Here is a 21631-nt window from a genome sequence, read left to right on the forward strand (position 1 = left end):
TTTGACCCCGCAACAGGCATCTTTGGTGGCACACCTGCAACGGCGGATCTGGGGAATTTGAAGGTAAAAGTCAGTGCGTCTGATGGGAAAGCCTCAATCAGTGATGTCTTCCAAGTTAATGTCAATACACCCGCACCAACGGTAACACCGACTTCATCGGCAACACCGACTTCATCGGCAACACCGACTTCATCGGCAACACCGACTTCATCGGCAACACCGACTTCATCGGGAACACCAAGGGTAATACCAGCACCAACGGTAATACCATCAGTAACACCAACACCAACACCATCAGTAACACCAACACCAACACCATCAGTAACACCAACACCAACACCATCAGTAACACCAACACCGACACCCACGGCGATCGTAATTAACACACCACCATTCAATAATATTGATCGCGGCGAACCAACTAATTTCCCACAAAATCAAGTGGTAGATAACCAATATCTACTGACTGATAATGATGACACCAGTATCCCACAATCAGCCTTTGGTCAACCTATATTCGGGTTATCAGGTAATGATAACTTGACGGGAAGTGGCGATAATGACACCATCTATGGTAACGAAGGCGCTGATACCATTGATGGCGGTAATGGTAACGATAACTTGTTTGGGGGGAAAAAATCTGATCAATTGTCTGGTGGTAATGGGAATGACTTCTTGAGTGCAAATAATGGCAATGATACTCTCACTGGTGGCGAGGGTAATGATCTCTTACGCGGTGGTAAGGACAATGATGTCTTGATTGGTGGAAATGGGGATGATGCATTGTGGGGCGATCGAGGTTTCGATGTACTAACCGGTGGTGCAGGAAAGGATACCTTTGTATTACAACATACTGCTACTAACCCTTCTCAAGCTGATGTGATTACTGACTTCACTTCGGACGATAAAATCAAGTTGATTGGTGCCACTTTCAGTCAACTAACTTTTGAGTCAGTTAATGTCATCTTAGATGGTACAAATGCTGTAGCATCAACGCTGATTAAATCGGGTAATAACTACTTGGGAGTGCTTTATAATCTGAATCCAACGGCTCTTAATAGTAGCTCTTTCTTGTAAGATTGCTGGCGAAGACACTATACGCTAATTCATCACAGGGAGGCTTTCGCCTCCCTGTTTGGCTGTTAGTTTCTGAGCCGAGCTGCGGCGGTGAAGGTAATGATTTAATCAACGGTGACGAAGCAGCAGATATCCTGGGAGGATGTGAAGGAAATGATACTCTTTACGGAGGCGCCGATAACGATACTCTCACTGGGGGCAAAGGCTCCGATTTGCTTGATGGAGGCATGGGCAATGATAGTTTGATTGGCGGTAGCGGCAACGATATCTTTGCCTTAACAACTGGTCAAGGATTTGATATCATCGCTGATTTTACCCTGGGTCAAGACTTGATTGGATTAAGCGGAGGTTTGAGTTTTGGTCAGTTAGCAATCACTCAAAATACTCAGGGAACTCTCATCAAAAATGTCTTGACAGGAGAGGAGTTAGGTGTGATGATTGGAGTGAGTGCCAATGCGATTACATCGGCTAATTTCCGGTTGATTTAGGAAATCAAGAAAAGTACGATCGCCCATTCGATCCAAAAGGGCGATCGCACTCTATAGCTACTCCAACAGGTTTATTCAGGAATTTTCCCGAACCTTTCCCTCACTCCATCAGCCGATAACTGCGGCAGTTGTTCTACCAACAATGTCAATTCTGCCACAGGCAATGCTAGTAAATTGGTAATGGCTGTAGGCAGAATATCATCCAATTCATTTTGGTACATTCTCAAGACATTTTCTGCCAATAATCTTACAGCTTGTTCCCGCCCTTCTTCATCAACTGTTAGCATCGATATTGCCAGCAACAACACTGTAAATTCCGCAGCAGGCAACTTGGATATTGGAGATAAAAACACTGTCATTCTCTGACTTAATTCTCCAAATCTAACTCGCAGAAAATTTTCTAAGATTAAGCGTTGCTGTTCTTGTCTGCCTCGTTCTAGTCCTTGTTCTAGTCCTCGTTCTAGTCCTCGTTCTAGTCCTCGTTCTAGTCCTCGTTCTAGTCCTTCTTCTCTAGCTTGTTGCTGTGCTGCTTGTATTTGTTGTTGAAAAAGTGGTGCAATCGCCATAATTAACTCCCGCTCTTCTGGCTCAGGTTCCTGTTGGGTTTCGACTACTAAATGTGACTGTAGACGATACAATAATTCTAGCGCAATAATCCGTAACGGATCGTCCGTTGCTAAAGCACTCAATTGCCCGATCGCCCTTTGCTGTACTTTCCCTTTCCCCAAAATCCTCAACCACAGGGTTTCTGGGATTTCTGGCAACTGGTGAATCGCCACAATTGCTGCTCGCCAGTGCTCCGGGAAAAAATAGATTCCCTCGATCCAATTCTCAGGGTTTGGTATCCCACCAAAACCCTCCACCAGCGCTTTCGATGCTGTGGGTGTCAAAATCCACATTCGGGGCAACAGATCCTCATCATAGCGAGTATTTTCTCTTCTCGCCTGCCGCTCCAATTCACCTCGCAAATCCCATAACTTACTCATGCAGCTCAAGACTTCGCTGACAGTTACCGGATTGCGAAACGGTTCAAAAATTGCAGTTGTGTCAGCCATTTTTCCCAACAATCCCAGGCTTGATGAGTATTCGGGAATTGCGGTACCTGGAGTGAAATAAACATCGATTTCTCGGACTTCCGAAGTCACATCGCGACCTACCTTAACTGTTCCGATGGGTGAAAGCAGTTCTTCTAGGTATTCTTTAGCAAAGCGATCGTGAATGAATCGCGTCATAGAAATTAGGATGATTTTTGATCAGTTAATCCTAGCATAATGTGCGCGACATAATAAAAGTACGATCGCCCATTCGATCCAAAAGGGCGATCGCATCAAAACCCAAGAAACCGGGTTTTTTACCGAATCTACAGGCTCTAACGCAGTATTTTCGCAAAAACCCGGTTTCTGACCACCCTAACGAATTTACACTGTCTTAGCCCACTCTATCCAAGTTTCCATCGGGCGGAAACCGACTGATTTGTAAAGCTTTGTCGCCCCTGTCAAACTGTCAGCATCGACGCTGAGTTTAGCTGTGTTTGCACCCGCTGCTTTCAACTTATGCAAACCAGCTAACAGCATCGCTTTTCCTAAACCCATTTTCCGAAACTCGCGCCGCGTACCCAACAATTCAATCCAACCGTCTTTTGTGCCGCTGCGGGGGTTTTTTTGGGGTTTGATTTGACAGTCGCAGAAAGCTGCAAATTTGCGCTCGCCCGAAACAGCAATCAAGTCTAATTCCGGCTGATAATTGGCGTCTTGCATCCAATAACGCACGGTTTCCGCACTTAAATCGTGGTGATTCCAGTGATCGATAAATGATTGGTTGAACATCTCTACCCAAGGTTGGATGTCTTGTTCTCCTGATACGTGTGTCAGTGCAAAATCTGCGGGAAATTCGGGTGTGGGTATGGGTTCGGCGAGGGATCGGGCCATTGTCCAAAAATAGCGATCGACCTCAAAGCCCTGTTTCTCTAATAGCCGCATCTCATCGGTTTTGTCCTCCCGGCTGTAGGTACGCAATTTTGCCGGCAAATTGCGTTCTTTTCCTACTTCGCCCAGCCGCTTTTCTCCCCACTTAATTATGTCTTTTTCTAAACCTTCGCTACGGACATTTGGATGCACGTAAAACCAGAGAGAAGCGTCTATTTCATTCGGGGAATCGGGCATATCTAGGAGTGACAAACCGATCAGTTTGTAATTACCATCTTCCCACAACTGCACGTCACGGGCTTGGTCGAGTTTGGGGGCATCAAGTATTAGCTTGAGTTCAGTTGCAGAGACTTCTTCGCCGAGTCTATCCACTGCTTCGCAAGCATCGATCAAATTTGCGATCGCGCACCAGTCAGTTTCGTCCTTGTAGGAGCGTGTTGTCAGGATATTCATAAAAAACTTGCAATCCGTAATTTCGGACTGTTCCTCTTAGTTGGTATTGGCAAACAAGTACAGTAATTCCGACATTTTGGACAAATGTCAGTAACAGGCACTCCGGCCTGTTCCACAAGAAATAAATGTTCTTGTGGGGCGGGTTCGCGAACCCGCAACTCAACTGTTTTTAGTATTTGAGAATGGTGTCGATAAAACTCAGAAACCTGTTTATATCACCCAGGCTTTCAGGTTTTATCTTATAGCGCAATCATAAAAATTGGTTTGCCTTTTTGGGCTAGTTTTGTATGTGAGTTTATGGTCGGATGTCGATGAGTCGCGCTCTCTTTCGTTACCAAGCTTGGTGCTTAAGTAACTACTATTGTTTGAATAAAGTTTCTACAGCTAAGTAAAGAAGTTGTCACCCCCACTGGGTCGTTGATTTTTACTTTTGCTCTGTTTTACAATAAATCCTTTTTCAGGGATTTTGGGCTCCTCCTGTTACGTCGCCCGATCGGGGGAGGGGAGAAGTTGAACTTATTTAAAAGTTCCCTATTTCAACTATAACCTGAGCTGTTTTTTTTTGCAAGTTGGAAATCGAGGGAATCTTGCTAGTATTAACGAGGCTGGCATTTGATTGCAGGAGCGATCGGCTTTTAACCAGCCGTAACTGTAATTTTTATAACGTTTTCCCCTGAATTGAGGATTTAATTTTATCCAAACGTTAAACTAACGTTAAACTGTTTTTTACAGATTAATAGGAGGTAAATATGCTCGACAACCTCGATTTAGATATTTCCCTGGATAAAGAAACCTATGATGCCAAGATAGAAATTTTAATGCAGCAGTTGCGATCGCTCCAACTGGCCTGCAGAGAAAAAAAATTGCCCGCAATCATCGTCCTCGAAGGTTGGGCCGCCGCCGGTAAAGGCGCGCTGGTCAAAAAAATGGTGGGGTACATGGACCCGCGCGGGTTTGCCGTCCACCCGATTTGGCCGCCGTCAGATGCAGAAAGGGGCTATCCTTTCCTATGGCGGTTTTGGCAGAAACTTCCTGCCCGCGGCAAAATTGGTTTTTTCTACCACAGTTGGTACACTCATGTTTTAGAAGACCGGTTGTTCGATCGAGTCTCCGACGCAGAAGTACCGACAGCCATCAGGCAAATCAACGCCTTCGAGCGGCAGATGGTTGATGACGGCGCCGCAATTGCCAAATTTTGGATTCACCTGAGCAAAAAAGAACTCAAGCATCGGCTCAAAAAACTAGAAGATGACGCATTACAAGCTTGGCGAGTGCGACCCGAAGATTGGAAACAAGCCAAAAAATACGAAGAATACACAACTTTTGCCGAAGAAATGGTAGCCCAAACCGGCACGGGCCCCTCACCTTGGACGCTAGTAGAAGGCGATTGTCAACGGTGGGCGAGAGTCAAAGTTTTAACGCAAATGGCAGCGACAATTACAGAAGCATTGGACAGACTGCCGATGCAATCTGCACCCGTGAAATTGCCACCTCAAGAAAGCTTGCAACCCACCGAACCCGACTTGCTGGCCCAAGTAGATTTAACTCAATCGCTGTCGCCCGACGAATACAAACAGCAACTGCGCGAGGAACAAACCCGTTTTGGCAAACTGCAACAAAGCATCTACGAAGAGGAAATCCCCGTATTAGTGTTGTTTGAAGGTTGGGACGCCGCCGGCAAAGGAGGAGCCATCAAACGCTTGACGGACATCCTAGACCCCCGCAGTTACATCGCTAATGCCTTTGGGGTGCCGACAGACGAAGAAAAAGCGCATCACTACCTCTGGCGGTTCTGGCAGCGGCTGCCAACGGCTGGTAAGATCGGCATTTGCGATCGTAGTTGGTATGGTAGAGTGCTGGTCGAGCGAGTCGAAGGATTTGCCACCGAACCCGAATGGCGCAGAGCTTATCAGGAAATCAACGAATTTGAGGAGCAACTCACCAGTTTCGGTTGTGTCTTAGTTAAATTCTGGCTGCACATCAGTCCTGACGAGCAACTAAAGCGGTTTACAGAGCGGCAAAACAATCCATTTAAACAATACAAACTCACCGAAGAAGATTGGCGGAATCGGGAAAAGTGGAATTATTATGAAGTAGCGGTGAATCAAATGATTCAGCGCACCAGCACGCCGGCTGCTCCCTGGACGCTAATTGCGGCCAATAACAAGTATTATGCTCGTGTTAAAGTAATTCAAACGGTAACGCAGGCAATTCGGAATCAACTGAAGCGCCGATAAATTGGGATTGGTGAATCGGTAACAGGTAATGGGGAAAAAAGTAGGCAGAACAAAGCAGGCTTGAATTGTCAATTCCACCTGGGGCGTGTTCGATCCATTACCAATTACCAATCAACCATTACCAGTTATCAATTACCAATTAACTGTCAGCAATCTGTGACTGGAAGTAGCGGGCTTACACCCTGCAACCAATAGTTGATAGCTGACCGGAATCGAGCATCAGGATAAATGCGATCGGACTGCGTTATTCGCGAAAGTTAAAAACCCACCGATGCCCGTATTTCCTCCCGCAGCTAAATTTGCGCTCGTTTCCACACTTCCGTACTAATTTATGAAGACACAGAATATTGCAAGATGCCAGAACTGTTAGCTCGCATTCTATTTCTATTCCTCCTGTTCTCACTGATCAAATCGTGGTGGGATCAATCAGGAGGTAAAGACAATCCGTTATTAGACCGACTGCGCGTTTTGCTGCTGATCAGCCTTTTGTTCCTGGCTTTTTTTGCGCCAGACACACCAGTCGGAGCAGCGATTTTCGGGCTCATAGCCTTCTTCTTTAAGCCGTTGGGTTTTTCCATCACTCTGCTGGTGATTGCGTCGGCGCTGATCACGAACGGGGGCATCCGCAACCCGGCGCCGAGAATGATCCTGGCAGCCCTGCTAGTTTTGATCCTTTCGAGTATGCCAGTTGTCGCTTACTGGTTCGCCGACCAAGCAGAACGGGACGCCGCTGCTGCCGTCCGCACAGCTTGCTGCGATGAAACTGCAGCGGCGATAGTTCTCCTAGGCAAGGGAACCACTCAGCCTCACATCCCCAACCGAGTAGCGATTCAACTGACAGATACAGGTAATCGCCTGCCCTATGCTGCCGTTTTGTACCGCCAAAAAGTGGCACCGATGGTCATCGTTACCGCTGGCCCCAGACCAGAGTTGGAGGGTTATGTTGGGGAAGCGAAGGATATCGAGACTTTGCTGGCAAACAACATGGGCGTGCCGCGCAGCAGTATCGTTCTCGACGATAACGGCAGCAACATACGCACCAGCGCCGAAGAAGTGAGAAAGATACTCGACAGCCGTGGCGCCCCGCGCAAAGTAATCCTGGTAACATCTGCGATTCAGATGCGCCGTGCCAGCCTCGCTTTTGCGAATATGGGAATCCAGGTGATTCCTAGGGCTACCGACTTCTACACTTTTCAACCCACGGCAGGAGGGAAATCCAGACTCCGCTTAGACGCGGGAGATTTTCTGCCTAGTGCAGAAGCTTTGGTAACTACGACACGAGTATTCGATGAATATTTCGGGTCTTTCTATTACTATTTGCGTGGCTGGCAGGCTCCCAGGGCCTAAAGTGGCAAGTTGCTGGTGTTTTTCTTAGGCAACAGCGACTGCTCCCCAGATTGGTTTAACATCTGATGAGAATGAGACCTTTGTGGGGAGCTGTATTTTTTTCTCATTCCGGCGGGATCGCCGACAATCAAGTTTGCCATGAATGCAAACAATACCCAAAAGATAACTGGCTCCCACTCGGATTTTTTGGGCGGTGCTTCTGGGGTTGTTACAGATTCGACGTTGACTTTGATATCTAGTTTGCCTTCAATTTCTTTGCCTTTGAGAACTCCCTCCTTGCACACACCCTTAAAAATCATGGGAGCGGGCTTTGGTGCTTCAGCTTTCGGTTCGTCTGCCATTTTTTTATCCTGGTTTTGGTGAATCCGGTTGGATAGTACATTCTTAAAGGTTCGGGGGTTTTCCGGACAGGATTTCGCGAACTCTGAAAGAATTAAGTTAAATATGCACCCCGCCCCTTGCTGGGGCTTAAACATAAGAATCTGAAGGCATTTCCAGCTAGTGCTGGTTTGTTTTAGATAGCAGCCTTGCCTTGAAGCTGCTACTTATATATCCGGGTGAAAGGGAGATTTTTATGCAAAGTACAGGTTTTTTATGAAAAATTTATTTGCTCCCGGCGGACAGAAACGTCAACTAAATCAAAAGGAGTCCCGCGCTCTACCTGTACCCAGGTGAGCGTCGGGAGGAATTTGCGTGAGTGAAGAGAACCGCCCCGAACTAAACCAACGACTTTAGGTGTTGGAAGGCGAGGGGCGGTCGATGAGCGAACAAATTATTTTGCTACACCACTTGCTTTTTGTATGTTCACGAGATTGAATTTTGTCATAGTTCGTGAAAGTAATGCCTCAAATAATCACCGCCAAGCTAAAACTAAACCTGAATGCCGAGCAAAAAGCTTTGGTATCTCAGACTACCTTGGCTTATCGCGATGCCTTGAATCATACTTCACAAGTTGCTTTTGATGCGAACAAAACCAGCAATGGTGCTCTCGTTACAAAAGGCTGTCTACAATGAATTGCGAGTTCGATTTGGACTTGGCGCTCAGATGGCTTGCAATGTACCGAGACAAGTTTCGGCAACGTATAAAACTCTCTGGACTAAGGTAAAACAATCTAACGATGCTATCGCTAAAGGGTACACCAAGAAACGGTACAAAGGACTAGACCAACCCCCTAAGTATATCTCTCGAACCTGTACCTTGAATTATCAGCGTGACTACTCGTTTAAATCCGAGCAGAAGGTGAGTATTATTACCCTGACTGGTCGAATAGTAGTCTCGTATGATGGCTACAACAAGCATCTGGATTTCATTGCGAATGGTTCCAAAGTTGGAGCAGCTAAAATTGTCTATCAGCGTTCCTCTAAGGTTTACTATTTGATGGTAAGTATTGAGGTAGAAACCCCTGAACTCGACCCACTGAAAATAACTAGAGTTTCTGGCGTTGACGTGGGGATGCGCTACTTAGCCGTAGAAACAGACTTACAAAACAAGTCTAATTTCTACTCAGGTTCAGAAGCTAGACATAAAGCCAACCGCTATCATAAAGCTAGACAAACTCTTCAGCGTAAAGACACTCGTTCGGCAAAGCGCAGACTAATTGCTTTGTCGGGAAGAGAAAGACGGTTTATCGCTGACGTGAACCACCAAATCAGCAAGGATATTGCAAAGCCTAATACTTTAATTGGACTGGAAAACCTAACCGGAATTCGGGATAGAACCAAGTCCAAGTCTGGTAAAAAGGTTAGCAAAAAACAGCGAAAAGCTAATCGAAACAAAGCTAAATGGTCGTTTGCCGAACTGCACGGCTATATTGACTACAAAGCTAATTTGAACGGCTCTTTAGCTACTAAAGTTCCAGCTAATTATACCTCGCAAAGCTGTCCAAAATGTGGACACACTTCGGCCGGCAATAGACCTAAAAAAGGACTATTGTTTCGTTGCGAGTGTTGCGGGCATGAGCTTCATGCTGATTTGGTGGGTGCGCGAAATATTGCCATGAGAACGTTGCTCGTTCGGCAGGACTGGACGAGTACGGGGAGCTTGTCAGCATCCCCTAATGTGTCGGGCGGTGAAACTAAAGCTGAGATTCTGCAAAGGTTCTCGGAATTGCGGTGGAGTTCAGATACAAGCCCACATCTCCGGCGGTACTCCGCTTGATGCTGGGTAGTTGACTAGCCTGAAGTTCGAGCTTGGTTGAGATCCCCGAAGAAACCCAGTTTCTTCCCGGAGCGGCCCCAAGTGACGCAATTCGGTTAATAAACGGGGTTTCTGGCTCAATATCGCGCCAGGAATGGCAATCTAAAATTTAAAATGATCGAAATAATCGAGAGTGAAAATATCCACCAGCCAACTATCTTCCTTGGAACCGGAACAACTGGCAGTTTGGGCAAAAGAGGCAATTAATCGCAGTAAATCGGGTCAAATCCCTGCGTACATACCTCTCATAGCGCAAGCCGACAGACAAGGGTTTGCCGTGCAAATTCGGGCAATTGACGCGCAAATTGTGAGCTGGGGTAGCATTGCTCACACATTCCCGCTGATGAGTGTAGTCAAGCCTTTTGTGCTGCTTTATTTGCTGTGCGAATTGGGCGAAAAAACGGTTTTTGACTGCGTTGGGTGTGAGCCTTCGGAACTGCCTTTCAATTCTTTAACTCAACTCGAAATAGACCAAGGGAAGCCGAGAAACCCGATGATTAATAGCGGGGCGATCGCCCTAGCGTCTTTGATTCCCGGTCAAAATGCTGTGTCCCGCTGTCAAAACTTGCGAACTTGGCTGAATCAACAGGCAAACAGTCAGTTATTTGTTGACGAGTTAATGCTCGATTCAGTGAAGAAAAATCCGAATCAAAACAATTGGAATCTCGCCTTGAAAATGGTAGAATCGGGTTACATTCAAAATCCCGAAATTGCTTTAGAAACCTACAATCGCATCTGCTGTTTGTCGGGAAATGTGGAGGATTTAGCTAAGCTGGGGATGGTTTTGGTAAATAGCGGCGATCGAGCAATGGGGGAAAACTGCCGTAGTGTCAAAGCGCTGATGGCAACTTGCGGTTTGTATGAAGCATCGGGCCGTTTTGCGCTGCGGGTGGGGTTGCCGGCCAAGTCGGGAGTTAGCGGGGCTTTGGTGTCGGTAATTCCGGGCCAGGGGGCGATCGGCTTTTACAGTCCGCCCCTGGATAAAGACGGAAATTCTATCGGTGGCTTATTTCTGTTAGAAAAAATAGCTAAAACTTTGCGGCTAAGCGTATTTGATTAGATTGGTCAGTAAGCTATACTACATTTAATTTTCACTTTTAGGGCAGGCAAGATGCCCACCCCACAAGATTTTTACTAACATAACTATCCCAATTAAATGCGCGACAGCTTAGTCCGCAGTCATTAGGAACGGGGAATTGGGAATTGGGAATGTCTAATGGGGAATTGGGAAAAAGGTAATTTTCCCAACTGACAACTGACAACTGACAACTGACAACTGACAACTGACTAATGTTTTTCGCCCAAAATAGCATAAACCACAGTCTCTTCTTTTTTGCCGCGCAATTGAATCGATCCTACTTTTTTGCCTTCGTAGCGATCGCGCACATAAGCAAAAGTCCTCGCCGTCACCAACAAATTAAAAGGACTGTCAGAAACAATTTCCTTATTCATCGCCTCCAATCTAGCAGCAATGTTGACAGCATCGCCGATCACAGAATAATTCAAACGCCGGGAACCGCCCACGCTACCAGCAACTAACTGTCCGGTATGCAAACCGATGCCAAACTTAATTAAAGGTTTGCGTTCACTTCTAAGCTGCTGATTCAGTTGGTGCAGCCGTTCGTGCATCGCAATACAAGCCGCAACTGCATTCAAAGCATCTTGTTGAATTTCTGCATATTCGCTATGGCAAAAAGGCACTCCAAAAACTGCCATAATTGCATCACCGATGTATTTATCTACAACGCCACCGTGATCCATAATACAGTTAGTCATCGCTTCCAAATAATTGTTCAGCCAGGTGAGCAAATCCCGCGGTGGCATTTTTTCTGAAATTGAAGTAAAACTACGAATATCCATAAACAGCACCGTTGCTGTAAGTTCTTGAGGTTCGAGTTCTCCCTGTTCAAATATCTCAGCTTTGCGTTGCCAAATAAGCTGAGCAGTCTCTGGATCGACGTGCTTTTCAAATAACCTCATCAACTGCTGCTTTTCGTACTGTTCCCGAAGTTGCAAAGCAGTGCTAGATAAAATGAGAGTGCCGATAGGTGCGGCAATCGGAACCCACCAAAAAAAGAAGCCAAATAACAAAGCGGCAGCCCCAATCCAAATTATAGGCAAACCGAGAGCGATCGCAATTCTCTCTTTAACACCTCGGTTGCCCAGAACCAAAGCGGTAAGCGGGCCAATACCCAACAATAACAAAATTTCTACGAGTACCGGCAGCCGCTGGAGCAAGCGTTGATTGAGCAAATTGTCAATCAACGCTGCATATAAATAAACCCCAGCCGTAGTCTTGTTGAGAGGTGAAGATATCGGATCGAAACCGGTAGCAACTATGCCCACTAAAACTAACTTATTAGTCAGAGAATCTGCTGGAATTCTACCTTCTACGACATCAACAAAAGCATAGGTAGGTAGATTTTCTGTTTGCCCCGGCCAGTTAACCCAGACTTTTTTTGGCTGCTTATTTTTGGACTGTGGGAGCAATACTGGATCTTGGGGATTAGCAGCATTGTACCTGTGAGTCATTGCTAAACCGAAATTAGGAATCCCGTTGAGAAAGATTTTTGACTCGCGGCTAATACCGTCGCTATCGGGTTCCTGGCCGATGTGGCCGACACCTGCGGCGGCTGCTTTTAAAGATGCTACGGGTTCTTCTTTGGTGGTTTTAGCGAGTACAACTTTGCCGTTGGTGGCGATTGCAGCGGCTAAAATATCATCTTTCGGACTTGGATCGAGGAAAAGAATGTCAAAACCAACGGCTGTGGGGGGAGATTTTTTCAGTGCTTCTAGCAGTTGGGCGTAGCGGTTGCGAGGCCAAGGAAATTGACCGTATTCTTGCAAGGAATGCCGTTCGATCGCAATTACCGCAATTCTCTGATCCCATCCGGGATTTGGCAAAATTCCCGATTCTCGAATTTGAAATAGGGTTTTGTACCCCAAATATTCAAGGGGTTTCCACATTCCCACTTGCAGCATGGCTACAGACAGTATACCTACTAATCCCCCTGTGATCCAGGGAGGATTTGTGGTTATATGTTGCTGCAGGCCGAGCAGTTTATTTTGTTTGAGATGATCGATCCATTTTTTGAACTTCATGCAATTAATTTGACGCAATCATTGACATTCGAGTCACAATTTCGAGAGGAGTGGGAGTCAATCGATTTTAGATTTTAGATTTTAGATTTTAGATTGACTTGCGCGAGATAAATTCGGGGGCTCCTTTATCGGATACAGGTTTTTTATTTTTGGACGGATGAATCACGTGGCGGGTATCCTGGATGCGGGAATTGTCATGAAGTTTTACAATAACGTAAGGGCGAAGGGTGGGGGCAAAATATCTTTATTTTGACTACCGAGATTCATGGCAAAATGCTTCGCACCTACACAAAATAATCAACCCTGATACGACTTAGGATCTAACTCACATCTTGCACCATTGTCAAGAACAGGCTTTTTCGTGGGGTCGGGCGGGTTTATAGAACCTATTTGCAAGCTTTAAGGCTGTTGGCGAACCCGCCCCTAGGGCTTATTGAGAATGGTGCAACATCTTAGATATAATTCAAGTCCTCAGAGACGGCCCGCGTAGATTACTCGCGACGATAGGTTGTTTAGCGAACTGCGAAGCTGTAATGCCTTTCTGTGACTGACGGGCCTCGCACTACGATTTCGAGGCGGCGGCTTGGAGGTAAAATTCCTTGGATCTTGAAGTTGCCTTTTCGATCGATCTTAATTTCTTCGTTGTTGACATAAACTGTGTCGATCGGGTTAATTTGACCGCTGAGGCGATAGATATTGCCGCTGACTCTCAATAAACTGCGGACTTTGAGTTTAGCTAGGCGAGGGCTGGCTGAGGGCGCCACGGGGGAGGTTTGAGGGAAAATTGTCGTGGAGTTGCCACTGTTGACAATTACTTCCGAGTCGGCGCTGCCGGATACTACGACGGCACCTTCAATAGTTTCGACTGCGGTTTTGCCACCGCCGACGCTGACGCCAAAGGATGTGCCGCGGACTCCGGCAACGCCTTCTGGGGTTTCAACCCTGATTGGGGCGGTTCTGGCAGAACGGGTTTGTTGGGCAATTTGACTGGATTTGCCGAGTCCGCTGAAGGTATTGAGGGCGGCTATTTGGTTCGGCGGGATAATTGTTGAGGTGGTGGCTGCGGGAGTTGCAGCAGCAGTTTTGCCGATCGACAACCTGACTCGCCCCCTGCTGACAAAAATGGCTGTGCTTTTTTCGCCGCCTGCACGGCTTGACAAATCGGATATTCTGAGTGTGGTTTTTTCGGCAACTTCCACGGTGCCGATGTTGTTGTCGATGCCTAAACGGGCTGTGGAATTGGGGCCGGTGATGATTTCGTCTCCGGGGGCGAGTAGCCGATCGCCCACGACCGCTGGCCGGCCTTTAAAGCTTACTGTACCGCGGATTTCTTCTATTTCGAGCGATCGCGCGGCCGCTGTTCCCTGGGCGTTTATCGTGTCTGCTGGGGATGGATTCGCCGCCACGGTTGCCGGATTTGTTGGAGATTTTGAGGCGGTTGGCAATGCTGGCGGTCGATCGACTGAGACAATTTTAGTAGGGTTCGAGGGCTGTTTGGGGGATGGAGAGGGCGGACTGGCGATCGTCCCGCGAAAGGGCGACAGACTCGCCAGCACAGCCAAGGACAAACTTAGGAGCGGAATTTTGGTCGATCGCCCACACGTAAACATTTTATTCATAATTTCAATTTTGTCATATTGAAGTTCCTCGACTTCCTTTCCTCTATCAGACGGCATACATCCGGAAATCGTTCCATTTTTTATGCCGTAACACAGCAGTAAAAATAAACTTTATCAGCCTGAAAGTTTAGCATTAAAACTTTTTTTATGTTCATATTTTAGTAAACTGTTACAACATGGCACTTTACTAAAATATGAGCTTAGGGAAAATTAGCAAACCCTAGTCAAAGTGCTTGGCAGCATCTACTTTAGCCGTTTTCAACGTGAGAGAGGGGAGATTTATATATAGCAAAGATAAAATTAATTACTGCTTGTGAATGCCTTTTGGCTTCTGCCGGAAGGATGACTAATTGGGGATAAATTCTGTAGTTGTGGCAATTAATAAAAAGATGGTTTTTGCGAAGCGATAAAAAATAATTATCTAAGTGGTGAACAGCCTCTGACAGTGGAGCTTGCCGCTGTGGAACATTATGAAGCAAACCCAAGCGAATCAGGGTAGACGATCGACCAACTCCGACTAGAATACCGTCTTTTAGGGAAAGTTGGTGGAAATTTCGATGGAAAATCATCGGGAGCGATCGCCTGCTGGCGTTGCTGTTGAGAAGTAGACGCCAAACTGTAAAATAAACGGTTGTATATAGGTTATATAGAGCAGGAGAACAATTTCAGTGGCAATAGAAGTAGGTCAGAGAGTGAAGGTGCGCCGTCTCAGAGATCGGATACCTGCAAATATGGTGGGCAAGATAAAGGAGAATCCAGTAGGCACTGTTGACGGATTCAGAATGGTTGACGGTAGCGGAGTAGGTGTGGTTGTCAAGTTTGACGGTTTTGCGACTTGGTTTTTTGAAGATGAGCTAGAACCCGTTTAACAGATGTAGAAGGAAGAGGGGGCACGACACGGATTCGGACACGGATACACGGATTGAATTTAACTGTGTTTCCTTTCGTCTCCTACTCTCCCCCTCTCCCACTCTCCCACTCGCCGACTCTCCTCTTCCTTCACTCTCCCCCTCCCCCACTCTGGCTGAAGGTTGCGCTTAAATGTTAAAGAGTAAGCTTTGGCAGTGAGAACAGAAAATGGCTTTGATTTTGACATTTTTGGGCAAAGGCGGCACTGGCCGCAGTACGATCGCGATCGCAACAGCTAAAAAATACGCGGCTCAAGGCAAGCGAGTTCTGCTGCTCGGCCAAGATCCGGGCCCTGCATTGGGTATTCTGCTAGGGACTCCCCTGACTCTCAACCCCCAGGAAATCGCCCCCAACCTCAAAGCAGTTCAGGTGCAAAGCGCGCCACTGCTAGAACGCAGGTGGGACGAAATTAAACAACTAGAAGCTCAATATGTCCGCACTCCGTTTTTCAAGCAGATTTACGGTCAAGAATTAGGGGTGTTACCGGGAATGGACAGCGCGCTGGCGTTGAACGAACTTCGGGAATACGACGACAGCAAACAATACGATGTAATTGTTTATGACGGCAATGGTGGCATGGATACGCTGCGGATGCTGGGAATGCCGGAAATTCTGAGTTGGTACATCCGCAGGTTCCGTCAAGCTTTGGTAGATTCGGATTTGGGTAAAGCGCTTTCACCTTTTATTCAACCGGTTGTGAGTACCGTGTTGACGGTGGATATGTCGGGAGACAATGCTTTTCAATCTACTAAGCAAGTCGATAATCTTTTGGATAAGGGTAAGGAAGCGCTGGCAGATCCGAACCGCACGGCGGCTTTTTTGGTGACGACTGGGGATGCAAGCGCGATCGCAACTGCCCGCTATCTTTGGGGAAGTTCTCAACAAGTTAGTTTGACTGTGGGCGGTGTCATTGTTAATCAAGCACCGGTTACAGAAGCTATTACTGCCGAGTTTGATCCTTTGACGGCTGTTTCGGTTCCGGCGCACAGTGACAATAATTGGCAGTCGCTAATTGATGCTTTGCCAGATTTTTCGGAGGCCGCAAAAGCTCCTAAACCGATTAACATAAACATTGCACAGCGTCAAGTTAGTTTGTTTTTGCCTGGGTTTGACAAGAAAGAAATTAAATTGATTCAATCGGGGCCGGAAGTGACGATCGAAGCGGGCGATCAGCGGCGCAATATTTTGCTGCCTCCGGCGCTAACTGGAAAGTCTGTTACTGGTGCTAAGTTCCTGAATGGTTACTTGATTATTTCTTTTTAGGGTAAGGAAGAAGGCACGACACGGATTTTGACACGGATACACGGATGAATTATCGAGTTTTCTAATATCATGTCTCGTTGATTCGCGATCGTATAATTTGCGATGTGGTAGGGGCGGGTTCCACCAACCATAATCGCCCCAAACAAACAATCTCGAAAACCCGCCCTCTCCCCACGATAAATCGAAATGTACATTCAGATTGACCGTGGGGCGGGGGCGGGTTTATTTATCCTTTCAATTCTTCCCGATATGGTTGGTGAAACCCGCCCCTACAGCTTAACTTTTACCGTTTCCATTGCCGCCAGTCGTTTGCAAAACCCGCTTAGCTAAAGGTTCCGGCACTTCTTGCAGTCGATCGAACTCCCAATTAAAAAATCCTACTCCCATTGTCTGCGATCGCAATTCTACGATCAAATTCTGCATTTCGGCGATCGGCAAATAAGCAGAAACTGCATCCCATCCCTTCCAGTCTTTTTTACCTTCGTAGCCGAGAATTTGGCCCCGGTGTCCGCTGACCAACTGCAACACCTTTGATGTACACTCGTTCGGAGCGCAAATTTCAACTTTGGCAATCGGCTCCAGCAAGGCCGGTTCGCACTTGGCCATTCCCTCCTGCATCGCCAAACGCGCTGCTTGCTTGAAAGCTTGTTCGGAACTGTCAACGGTATGGTAGGAACCGTTCGTCAGCGTCACCGCTACGTCTACCACGGGGAAACCCAGCGGGCCGCGATCCAAATACTCGCGCACTCCGACTTCAACGCCGGGAATGTACTGTTTTGGGACGACTCCGCCGACTATTTTGTCGCTAAAGGTGAAACCTTCTCCGCGAGGCTGCGGTTGAATGTCGAGGTACACGTCGCCGAATTGTCCGTGCCCGCCGCTTTGGTGTTTGTAGCGCCCGTGGATGGAAGATGCTGGTTTGCGGATGGTTTCTTTGTACGGCACTTGCGGTAAGTGAGTTACCATCGGCAAGTTATACTTACGGCGCAACCTGTCTAGGGCTACTTTCAGGTGGATTTCGCCTTGACCCCAAAGTATAATTTCGTGAGTGTCGCCGTGCTGTTCCCAGACTAAAGATGGGTCTTCTTCTAGTAATTTAGCTAAAGCGGAGCTCAGCTTAACTTCATCGTTGCGCTTTTCTGGGACGATCGCCAGTGCGTAGACAGGGGAGATAATTTCGGCTTTTGGCAATAATTCCTCCGAACCCAGCACATCGCCTGTTTTCAGGCCTTCTAGCCTTCCCACAGCCACAATTTCCCCGGCGCTGACAGACTGCAAACTTTGCGTTTGCTGGCCGGTCAAGCGGTACAAACCGTTAACTCGAACGCCGTTCAAATTTGCTCCATCTGTCAGCGTCCCCCGCCACATTCTCACTAACGATAGTTTGCCTCCCTGCGGCGTGTAATAGGTTTTGAGGATTTGAGCGAGAACTTTGTTTTCACTTTGTATAATGCCGCGGCGATCGGCTGTTGTTTCCGGTGTCGGCGCTTCCCTCAGCAAAGCTTCCAGCAGAGGCCGCACGCCGAAATCTTGTTCGGCGATGCCGATGAATACTGGCACAATTAAATCTGCGCCTAATTCCATCTTTAAATCGCGGGTAATTTCTTCGGCGTCGGGATTGATTTCTTCGAGCAATTCTTCGAGTAAATGGTCGTCAAAATTCGCCAATTCTTCGAGCATTTGCTGCCGCGCTGCGCTTTCTTGTGCTTTGAGGTGTTCTGGAAGCGGGACGGGATCTGCGGCGGCGCCCGGATGGTAGTGGTAAGCTTGTTCGGTTACTAAGTCGATAAAACCGATGATTTGTTCGTTTTTGCCGATCGGATATTGGTGAGGTACGATCGGTCTACTGGAAACGGATTTGAGCGCGTCGATCACCTCGGTGAAGTTGGTGCCACAAGTAGTTTCGTCTGTGTAAGCTCGATCGATCTTGTTGATGAAAACTAGGTGGGGAATTTCCCAATCGTCGAGAAATTTAAACAGGGGTGCGAGGGTTAAAGTGCGATCGGCAACGGGTTCGCAAACAATTATCGCCGCATCCACACCGATGAGTGCATTGTAAGTTTCTTGGACAAATTCTACCGAGCCCGGACAGTCGAGAAATGTGAAGCGGACGCCTTGATATTCAGCGGTGGCGGCGTTTACTTCTACGCTCATTTTGCGATCGCGCGCTTCCGGCGAACTATCACCTATTGTGTTGCCATCTTTGACATTTCCTTTGCGGGTAATTGTCCCTGTCACCGATAGCAAACTTTCCAGCAGTGCGGTTTTACCGCTTAAATAAGGGCCAACAATTGCAACGTTTCGCGTGGCCCCAAGGACTTTGTGGTTCATAATAGCCTCCAACAGAAAACTTGTTTTCTATTGCTCTTGGTGCAATCAGTTCTATACCATTTTCTAGACTTTTTCTAGGTTAATTTTTATTGCAGTTTCGAGCAACTTTAGATTTTGGTATGATTCTATACTTTTGACGGTAGCGTGTTTTGAGTGACGCAAACACAAATTGTAGTTTTTCTTAATATTTGGATTTTTTAACCGCAGAGAACGCAGAGAACGCAGAGGAAGAGAAGAGAGAGACTAATAATTCCGATGAAGAGCGGGTTTGATATCACTCTTCCTCTGTCTCGATTGGTCTAATTTCTGAGCAGTCGCAAACCGCTTAATGTGACTATTACTGTAGACCCTTCATGACCGATTACGCCTAAAGGCATGGTGATGTTTCCGAGAAAATTGGCAGCCAGTAACAGTATAATGCAACTGAGTGCAAAAACTATGTTTTGTTTGACAATTTTTTGAGCGCGGCGGCCTAAACTAATTGCTTTAGCTAGTTGCTCTAATTTATCTGCCATTAATACGATATCAGCAGTTTCTAAAGCAACGTCGCTGCCGGAAATTCCCATCGCAATGCCCACGGAAGCTTGAGCGAGGGCGGGGGCGTCGTTGATGCCGTCTCCTACCATTGCTACAGTTTGATACTGGGTTTGCAGTTGTTTTATTGCCTGCACTTTGTCTTCTGGCAAAAGTTCGGCGTACACTTCTTTGATGCCTAATTGGCGGGCGATGTGTTGAGCTGTTTGCTCGTTGTCGCCGCTTAGCATAATTATATGTTCTACGCCTAATTTTTGCAAGTGTTTTACTGTTGCTGCTGCTTCGGGGCGGATGGTATCTGCTACTGCAATGATTCCTAAAAGTTGCTCGCCTTTTGCCACCCAAACAACTGTTTTACCTTCGGCTTGTAACTGCTGGCTGATTTGAGTCAATTCGGAGGTTGCTTCGAGAAATTCGGCTTTACCAATGGCTATGATTTGATTGTTGACTTTGCCGATAATTCCTTGACCGATTTTTGCTTGTACGTCGGTAGCGGTTGACAATTGTAACTGTTGCTGCTGGGCGGCGCTGACAATTGCATGGGCGATCGCGTGTTCGGAATGAGCTTCTAGGGCTGCAGCTAATTGCAGAACTTCTGTTTCAGTATATCCGGCTGCTGGTACAATTTGGATAACTTCGGGTTTTCCCGTGGTGAGTGTTCCGGTTTTGTCAAAGGCGATCGCCCTGACTTTACCAATCATCTCTAATTGCGCGCCACTTTTAAACAAAATTCCCTGTCTCGCCCCGTTAGCAATTCCTGAAAGCAGCGCGGGCATAATCGAAGCCATCAGCGCGCAGGGGGACGCGACTACTAGGAAAATCAGCGCCCGATAGATTGTCTCTTCCCAATTCCAGCCCAAAACAAAGGGCGGCAAAGTTGCCAGCAGCAAGCCTAAACCGACAATTAATTTAGCATAACCGCGCTCGAATTTTTCCACAAACATTTGAGAAGGTGGCGCTGCTGTTTGCGCTTCTTGAACCAGCCGAATCACTCGCTGAATCAAGCTGCTTTCTGGAGTTTTATGCACTTCGAGTTTCAGCGCGCCGACACCGTTGATTGTACCTGCATAGACTTCATCGCCGCTGGTTTTTTCCACGGGCATCGATTCGCCGGTAATTGAGGCTTGGTCGATCGCACTGTGGCCTTCAATAATTATCGCATCTGTGGGGATGATTTCTCCGGGCTTGACTAAAATGCGATCGCCAATTTCCAATTTGTCGATCGCAACTTCGCGTTCCACGCCGTACATTACCACCCTAGCAGTATCTGCCGTCAAACTCATCAAACTGCGGATGCTGCGTTCAGTCCGCTGCATAGCATAACCTTCAAGGGCGCCGCTAATTGCAAAGATTAAAATCAACACCGCACCGTCAACAATTAAATGATATTCTTGCCGCCACAGCCCCAAACCTGCCGCGCCCAAAGCAGCGACAATCATTAACAAATCTACATCTAATTCGCGTTCTTGAAAAAGGGTAGTTAAGCCTTCGCGGGTACTGGAATAGCCGCCGATAACATAAGCTGCGGGTAAGATTAACACGGCTACACCCAGCCAGCCGAGTTGCAGGGCTAGGGAACCCAAGATTACTAAAATTCCGCACAGGGCGGCTGTTAAAGCGTCGGGATGTTCTTCTGCTAACTGGGAGATGCGAGAAATTGACAAAGAATTAGAAGTCATTTGTAAAGCTTGATTTGGTAGAATGACTCCTGTAGCTTAAACCTTGACATTAGTGTCAATGTCAAGAGTGAAACCAAAATAAATCCAGGATCAACTCGCCTCTCGTTGAGTACCAGAGTCCGACAGTCCGACATTCCGACAGTCCGACAGTTCGACAGTTCGACAGTCCGACAGGGATTGAAATCCCTGTCTCATAGCGCAAGTCCTCTGGAAGAGGACTGAAGATAGTTGAGAATTGAATTTAATCTTTCAGTCGGTTTTAACCGACTTCTGCTATGAGACGGGGATTTCAATCCCCGGCGGACTCTGGGTGAATTCGAGAATCAAATATACAATCAAAATCCCAAAATCCCATGCAATAAGAATAGTTGAGTCCGACAGTCCGACAGGGAATGAATTCCCTGTCTCATAGCGCAAGTCCTCTGGAAGAGGACTGAAGATGGCTGAGAATTGAATTTAATGTTTTAGTC

Annotated in this window: 17 protein-coding genes; 8 read left to right on the top strand and 9 right to left on the bottom strand. The window is 47.0% G+C overall.

The window, feature by feature from the left end; genetic code table 11:
* On the bottom strand, positions 1–398 hold a 398-nt coding region (locus QUB51_RS09375; RefSeq protein ID WP_333260742.1), incomplete at its 3' end, for a hypothetical protein.
* Between the two features lie 43 nt (positions 399–441).
* Here QUB51_RS09375 and QUB51_RS09380 point away from each other — a divergent pair.
* The gene (locus QUB51_RS09380) at positions 442–1077 is read left to right on the top strand and encodes a calcium-binding protein (RefSeq protein WP_333231620.1); all 636 of its coding nucleotides are present in this window, start codon (positions 442–444) and stop codon (positions 1075–1077) included.
* A 2-nt stretch (positions 1078–1079) separates the two neighbouring features.
* Complete coding sequence (locus QUB51_RS09385; protein ID WP_333260739.1) at positions 1080–1565, top strand: hypothetical protein; 486 nt, start codon at positions 1080–1082, stop codon at positions 1563–1565.
* Positions 1566–1636: 71 nt separating this feature from the next.
* Here the strand turns inward: QUB51_RS09385 and QUB51_RS09390 are convergent, their stop codons facing one another.
* Together QUB51_RS09390 and QUB51_RS09395 are read right to left on the bottom strand one after the other, a co-directional pair.
* Entirely contained in the window at positions 1637–2797 is a 1161-nt protein-coding gene (locus QUB51_RS09390) for a flagellar assembly protein H (RefSeq protein WP_333207900.1), read from the bottom strand.
* Positions 2798–2983: 186 nt separating this feature from the next.
* The gene (locus QUB51_RS09395; protein ID WP_333054269.1) at positions 2984–3943 is read right to left on the bottom strand and encodes a GNAT family N-acetyltransferase; all 960 of its coding nucleotides are present in this window, start codon (positions 3941–3943) and stop codon (positions 2984–2986) included.
* 749 nt (positions 3944–4692) lie between these two features.
* Here QUB51_RS09395 and pap point away from each other — a divergent pair.
* Positions 4693–6180 carry a polyphosphate:AMP phosphotransferase gene (pap, locus tag QUB51_RS09400; protein WP_333054270.1) on the top strand — a complete coding sequence of 496 codons (1488 nt, stop codon included), beginning with the start codon at positions 4693–4695 and terminating at the stop codon, positions 6178–6180.
* Positions 6181–6534: 354 nt separating this feature from the next.
* On the top strand, positions 6535–7527 hold the full coding sequence (locus QUB51_RS09405; protein ID WP_333054271.1) for a YdcF family protein: 993 nt from the start codon (positions 6535–6537) through the stop codon (positions 7525–7527).
* Here QUB51_RS09405 and QUB51_RS09410 read toward each other — a convergent pair.
* On the bottom strand, positions 7524–7868 hold the full coding sequence (locus QUB51_RS09410) for a hypothetical protein (RefSeq protein WP_333054272.1): 345 nt from the start codon (positions 7866–7868) through the stop codon (positions 7524–7526). The two genes, QUB51_RS09405 and QUB51_RS09410, sit on opposite strands and share 4 nt — an antisense overlap.
* 620 nt (positions 7869–8488) lie before the next feature.
* Here QUB51_RS09410 and QUB51_RS09415 point away from each other — a divergent pair.
* Positions 8489–9685 (top strand): transposase, encoded by a 1197-nt coding sequence (locus QUB51_RS09415; protein WP_333232944.1) that lies wholly within the window; start codon positions 8489–8491, stop codon positions 9683–9685.
* Between the two features lie 172 nt (positions 9686–9857).
* Positions 9858–10784 (top strand): glutaminase A, encoded by a 927-nt coding sequence (gene glsA, locus QUB51_RS09420; protein ID WP_333207905.1) that lies wholly within the window; start codon positions 9858–9860, stop codon positions 10782–10784.
* Between the two features lie 227 nt (positions 10785–11011).
* On the opposite strand, the gene QUB51_RS09425 is transcribed toward glsA, so the two are convergent.
* From QUB51_RS09425 to QUB51_RS09435, 3 genes are all read right to left on the bottom strand, one after another.
* The gene (locus QUB51_RS09425) at positions 11012–12826 is read right to left on the bottom strand and encodes an adenylate/guanylate cyclase domain-containing protein (protein ID WP_333054275.1); all 1815 of its coding nucleotides are present in this window, start codon (positions 12824–12826) and stop codon (positions 11012–11014) included.
* 512 nt (positions 12827–13338) lie between these two features.
* A complete protein-coding gene (locus QUB51_RS09430; RefSeq protein WP_333054276.1) occupies positions 13339–14445 on the bottom strand; it encodes a FecR domain-containing protein in 1107 nt (368 codons plus the stop codon).
* 248 nt (positions 14446–14693) lie between these two features.
* Complete coding sequence (locus QUB51_RS09435) at positions 14694–15014, bottom strand: hypothetical protein (RefSeq protein WP_333054277.1); 321 nt, start codon at positions 15012–15014, stop codon at positions 14694–14696.
* A gap of 99 nt (positions 15015–15113) precedes the next feature.
* Between QUB51_RS09435 and petP the strand changes: the two genes are divergently transcribed.
* Both petP and QUB51_RS09445 read left to right on the top strand, forming a co-directional pair.
* The gene (gene petP / locus QUB51_RS09440) at positions 15114–15314 is read left to right on the top strand and encodes a cytochrome b6f subunit PetP (RefSeq protein WP_333054278.1); all 201 of its coding nucleotides are present in this window, start codon (positions 15114–15116) and stop codon (positions 15312–15314) included.
* A gap of 208 nt (positions 15315–15522) precedes the next feature.
* Entirely contained in the window at positions 15523–16617 is a 1095-nt protein-coding gene (locus QUB51_RS09445; RefSeq protein ID WP_333054279.1) for a Get3/ArsA fold putative tail anchor-mediating ATPase NosAFP, read from the top strand.
* Positions 16618–16893: 276 nt separating this feature from the next.
* Here QUB51_RS09445 and QUB51_RS09450 read toward each other — a convergent pair whose 3' ends face one another.
* On the bottom strand, positions 16894–18948 hold the full coding sequence (locus tag QUB51_RS09450) for an elongation factor G (RefSeq protein WP_333207910.1): 2055 nt from the start codon (positions 18946–18948) through the stop codon (positions 16894–16896).
* Between the two features lie 299 nt (positions 18949–19247).
* Positions 19248–21161, bottom strand: coding sequence for a heavy metal translocating P-type ATPase (locus QUB51_RS09455; protein WP_333260734.1), 1914 nt, complete (start codon positions 21159–21161; stop codon positions 19248–19250).
* Between the last annotated feature and the right edge of the window lie 470 nt (positions 21162–21631).

The sequence above is a fragment of the Microcoleus sp. AT8-A3 genome (assembly GCF_036705675.1).
Lineage (GTDB): Bacteria > Cyanobacteriota > Cyanobacteriia > Cyanobacteriales > Microcoleaceae > Microcoleus.

What these genes read in the sequence shown, in the direction of transcription:
- QUB51_RS09445 (WP_333054279.1), top strand. Translation starts at nt 15,523, where the DNA reads ATGGCTTTGATTTTGACATTTTTGGGCAAAGGCGGCACTGGCCGCAGT.
- QUB51_RS09425 (WP_333054275.1), bottom strand. Translation starts at nt 12,826, where the DNA reads ATGAAGTTCAAAAAATGGATCGATCATCTCAAACAAAATAAACTGCTC.
- QUB51_RS09430 (WP_333054276.1), bottom strand. Translation starts at nt 14,445, where the DNA reads ATGAATAAAATGTTTACGTGTGGGCGATCGACCAAAATTCCGCTCCTA.
- QUB51_RS09435 (WP_333054277.1), bottom strand. Translation starts at nt 15,014, where the DNA reads ATGATTTTCCATCGAAATTTCCACCAACTTTCCCTAAAAGACGGTATT.
- QUB51_RS09410 (WP_333054272.1), bottom strand. Translation starts at nt 7,868, where the DNA reads ATGGCAGACGAACCGAAAGCTGAAGCACCAAAGCCCGCTCCCATGATT.
- QUB51_RS09405 (WP_333054271.1), top strand. Translation starts at nt 6,535, where the DNA reads ATGCCAGAACTGTTAGCTCGCATTCTATTTCTATTCCTCCTGTTCTCA.
- QUB51_RS09395 (WP_333054269.1), bottom strand. Translation starts at nt 3,943, where the DNA reads ATGAATATCCTGACAACACGCTCCTACAAGGACGAAACTGACTGGTGC.
- QUB51_RS09450 (WP_333207910.1), bottom strand. Translation starts at nt 18,948, where the DNA reads ATGAACCACAAAGTCCTTGGGGCCACGCGAAACGTTGCAATTGTTGGC.
- pap (WP_333054270.1), top strand. Translation starts at nt 4,693, where the DNA reads ATGCTCGACAACCTCGATTTAGATATTTCCCTGGATAAAGAAACCTAT.
- QUB51_RS09390 (WP_333207900.1), bottom strand. Translation starts at nt 2,797, where the DNA reads ATGACGCGATTCATTCACGATCGCTTTGCTAAAGAATACCTAGAAGAA.
- QUB51_RS09455 (WP_333260734.1), bottom strand. Translation starts at nt 21,161, where the DNA reads ATGACTTCTAATTCTTTGTCAATTTCTCGCATCTCCCAGTTAGCAGAA.
- QUB51_RS09415 (WP_333232944.1), top strand. Translation starts at nt 8,489, where the DNA reads ATGCGAACAAAACCAGCAATGGTGCTCTCGTTACAAAAGGCTGTCTAC.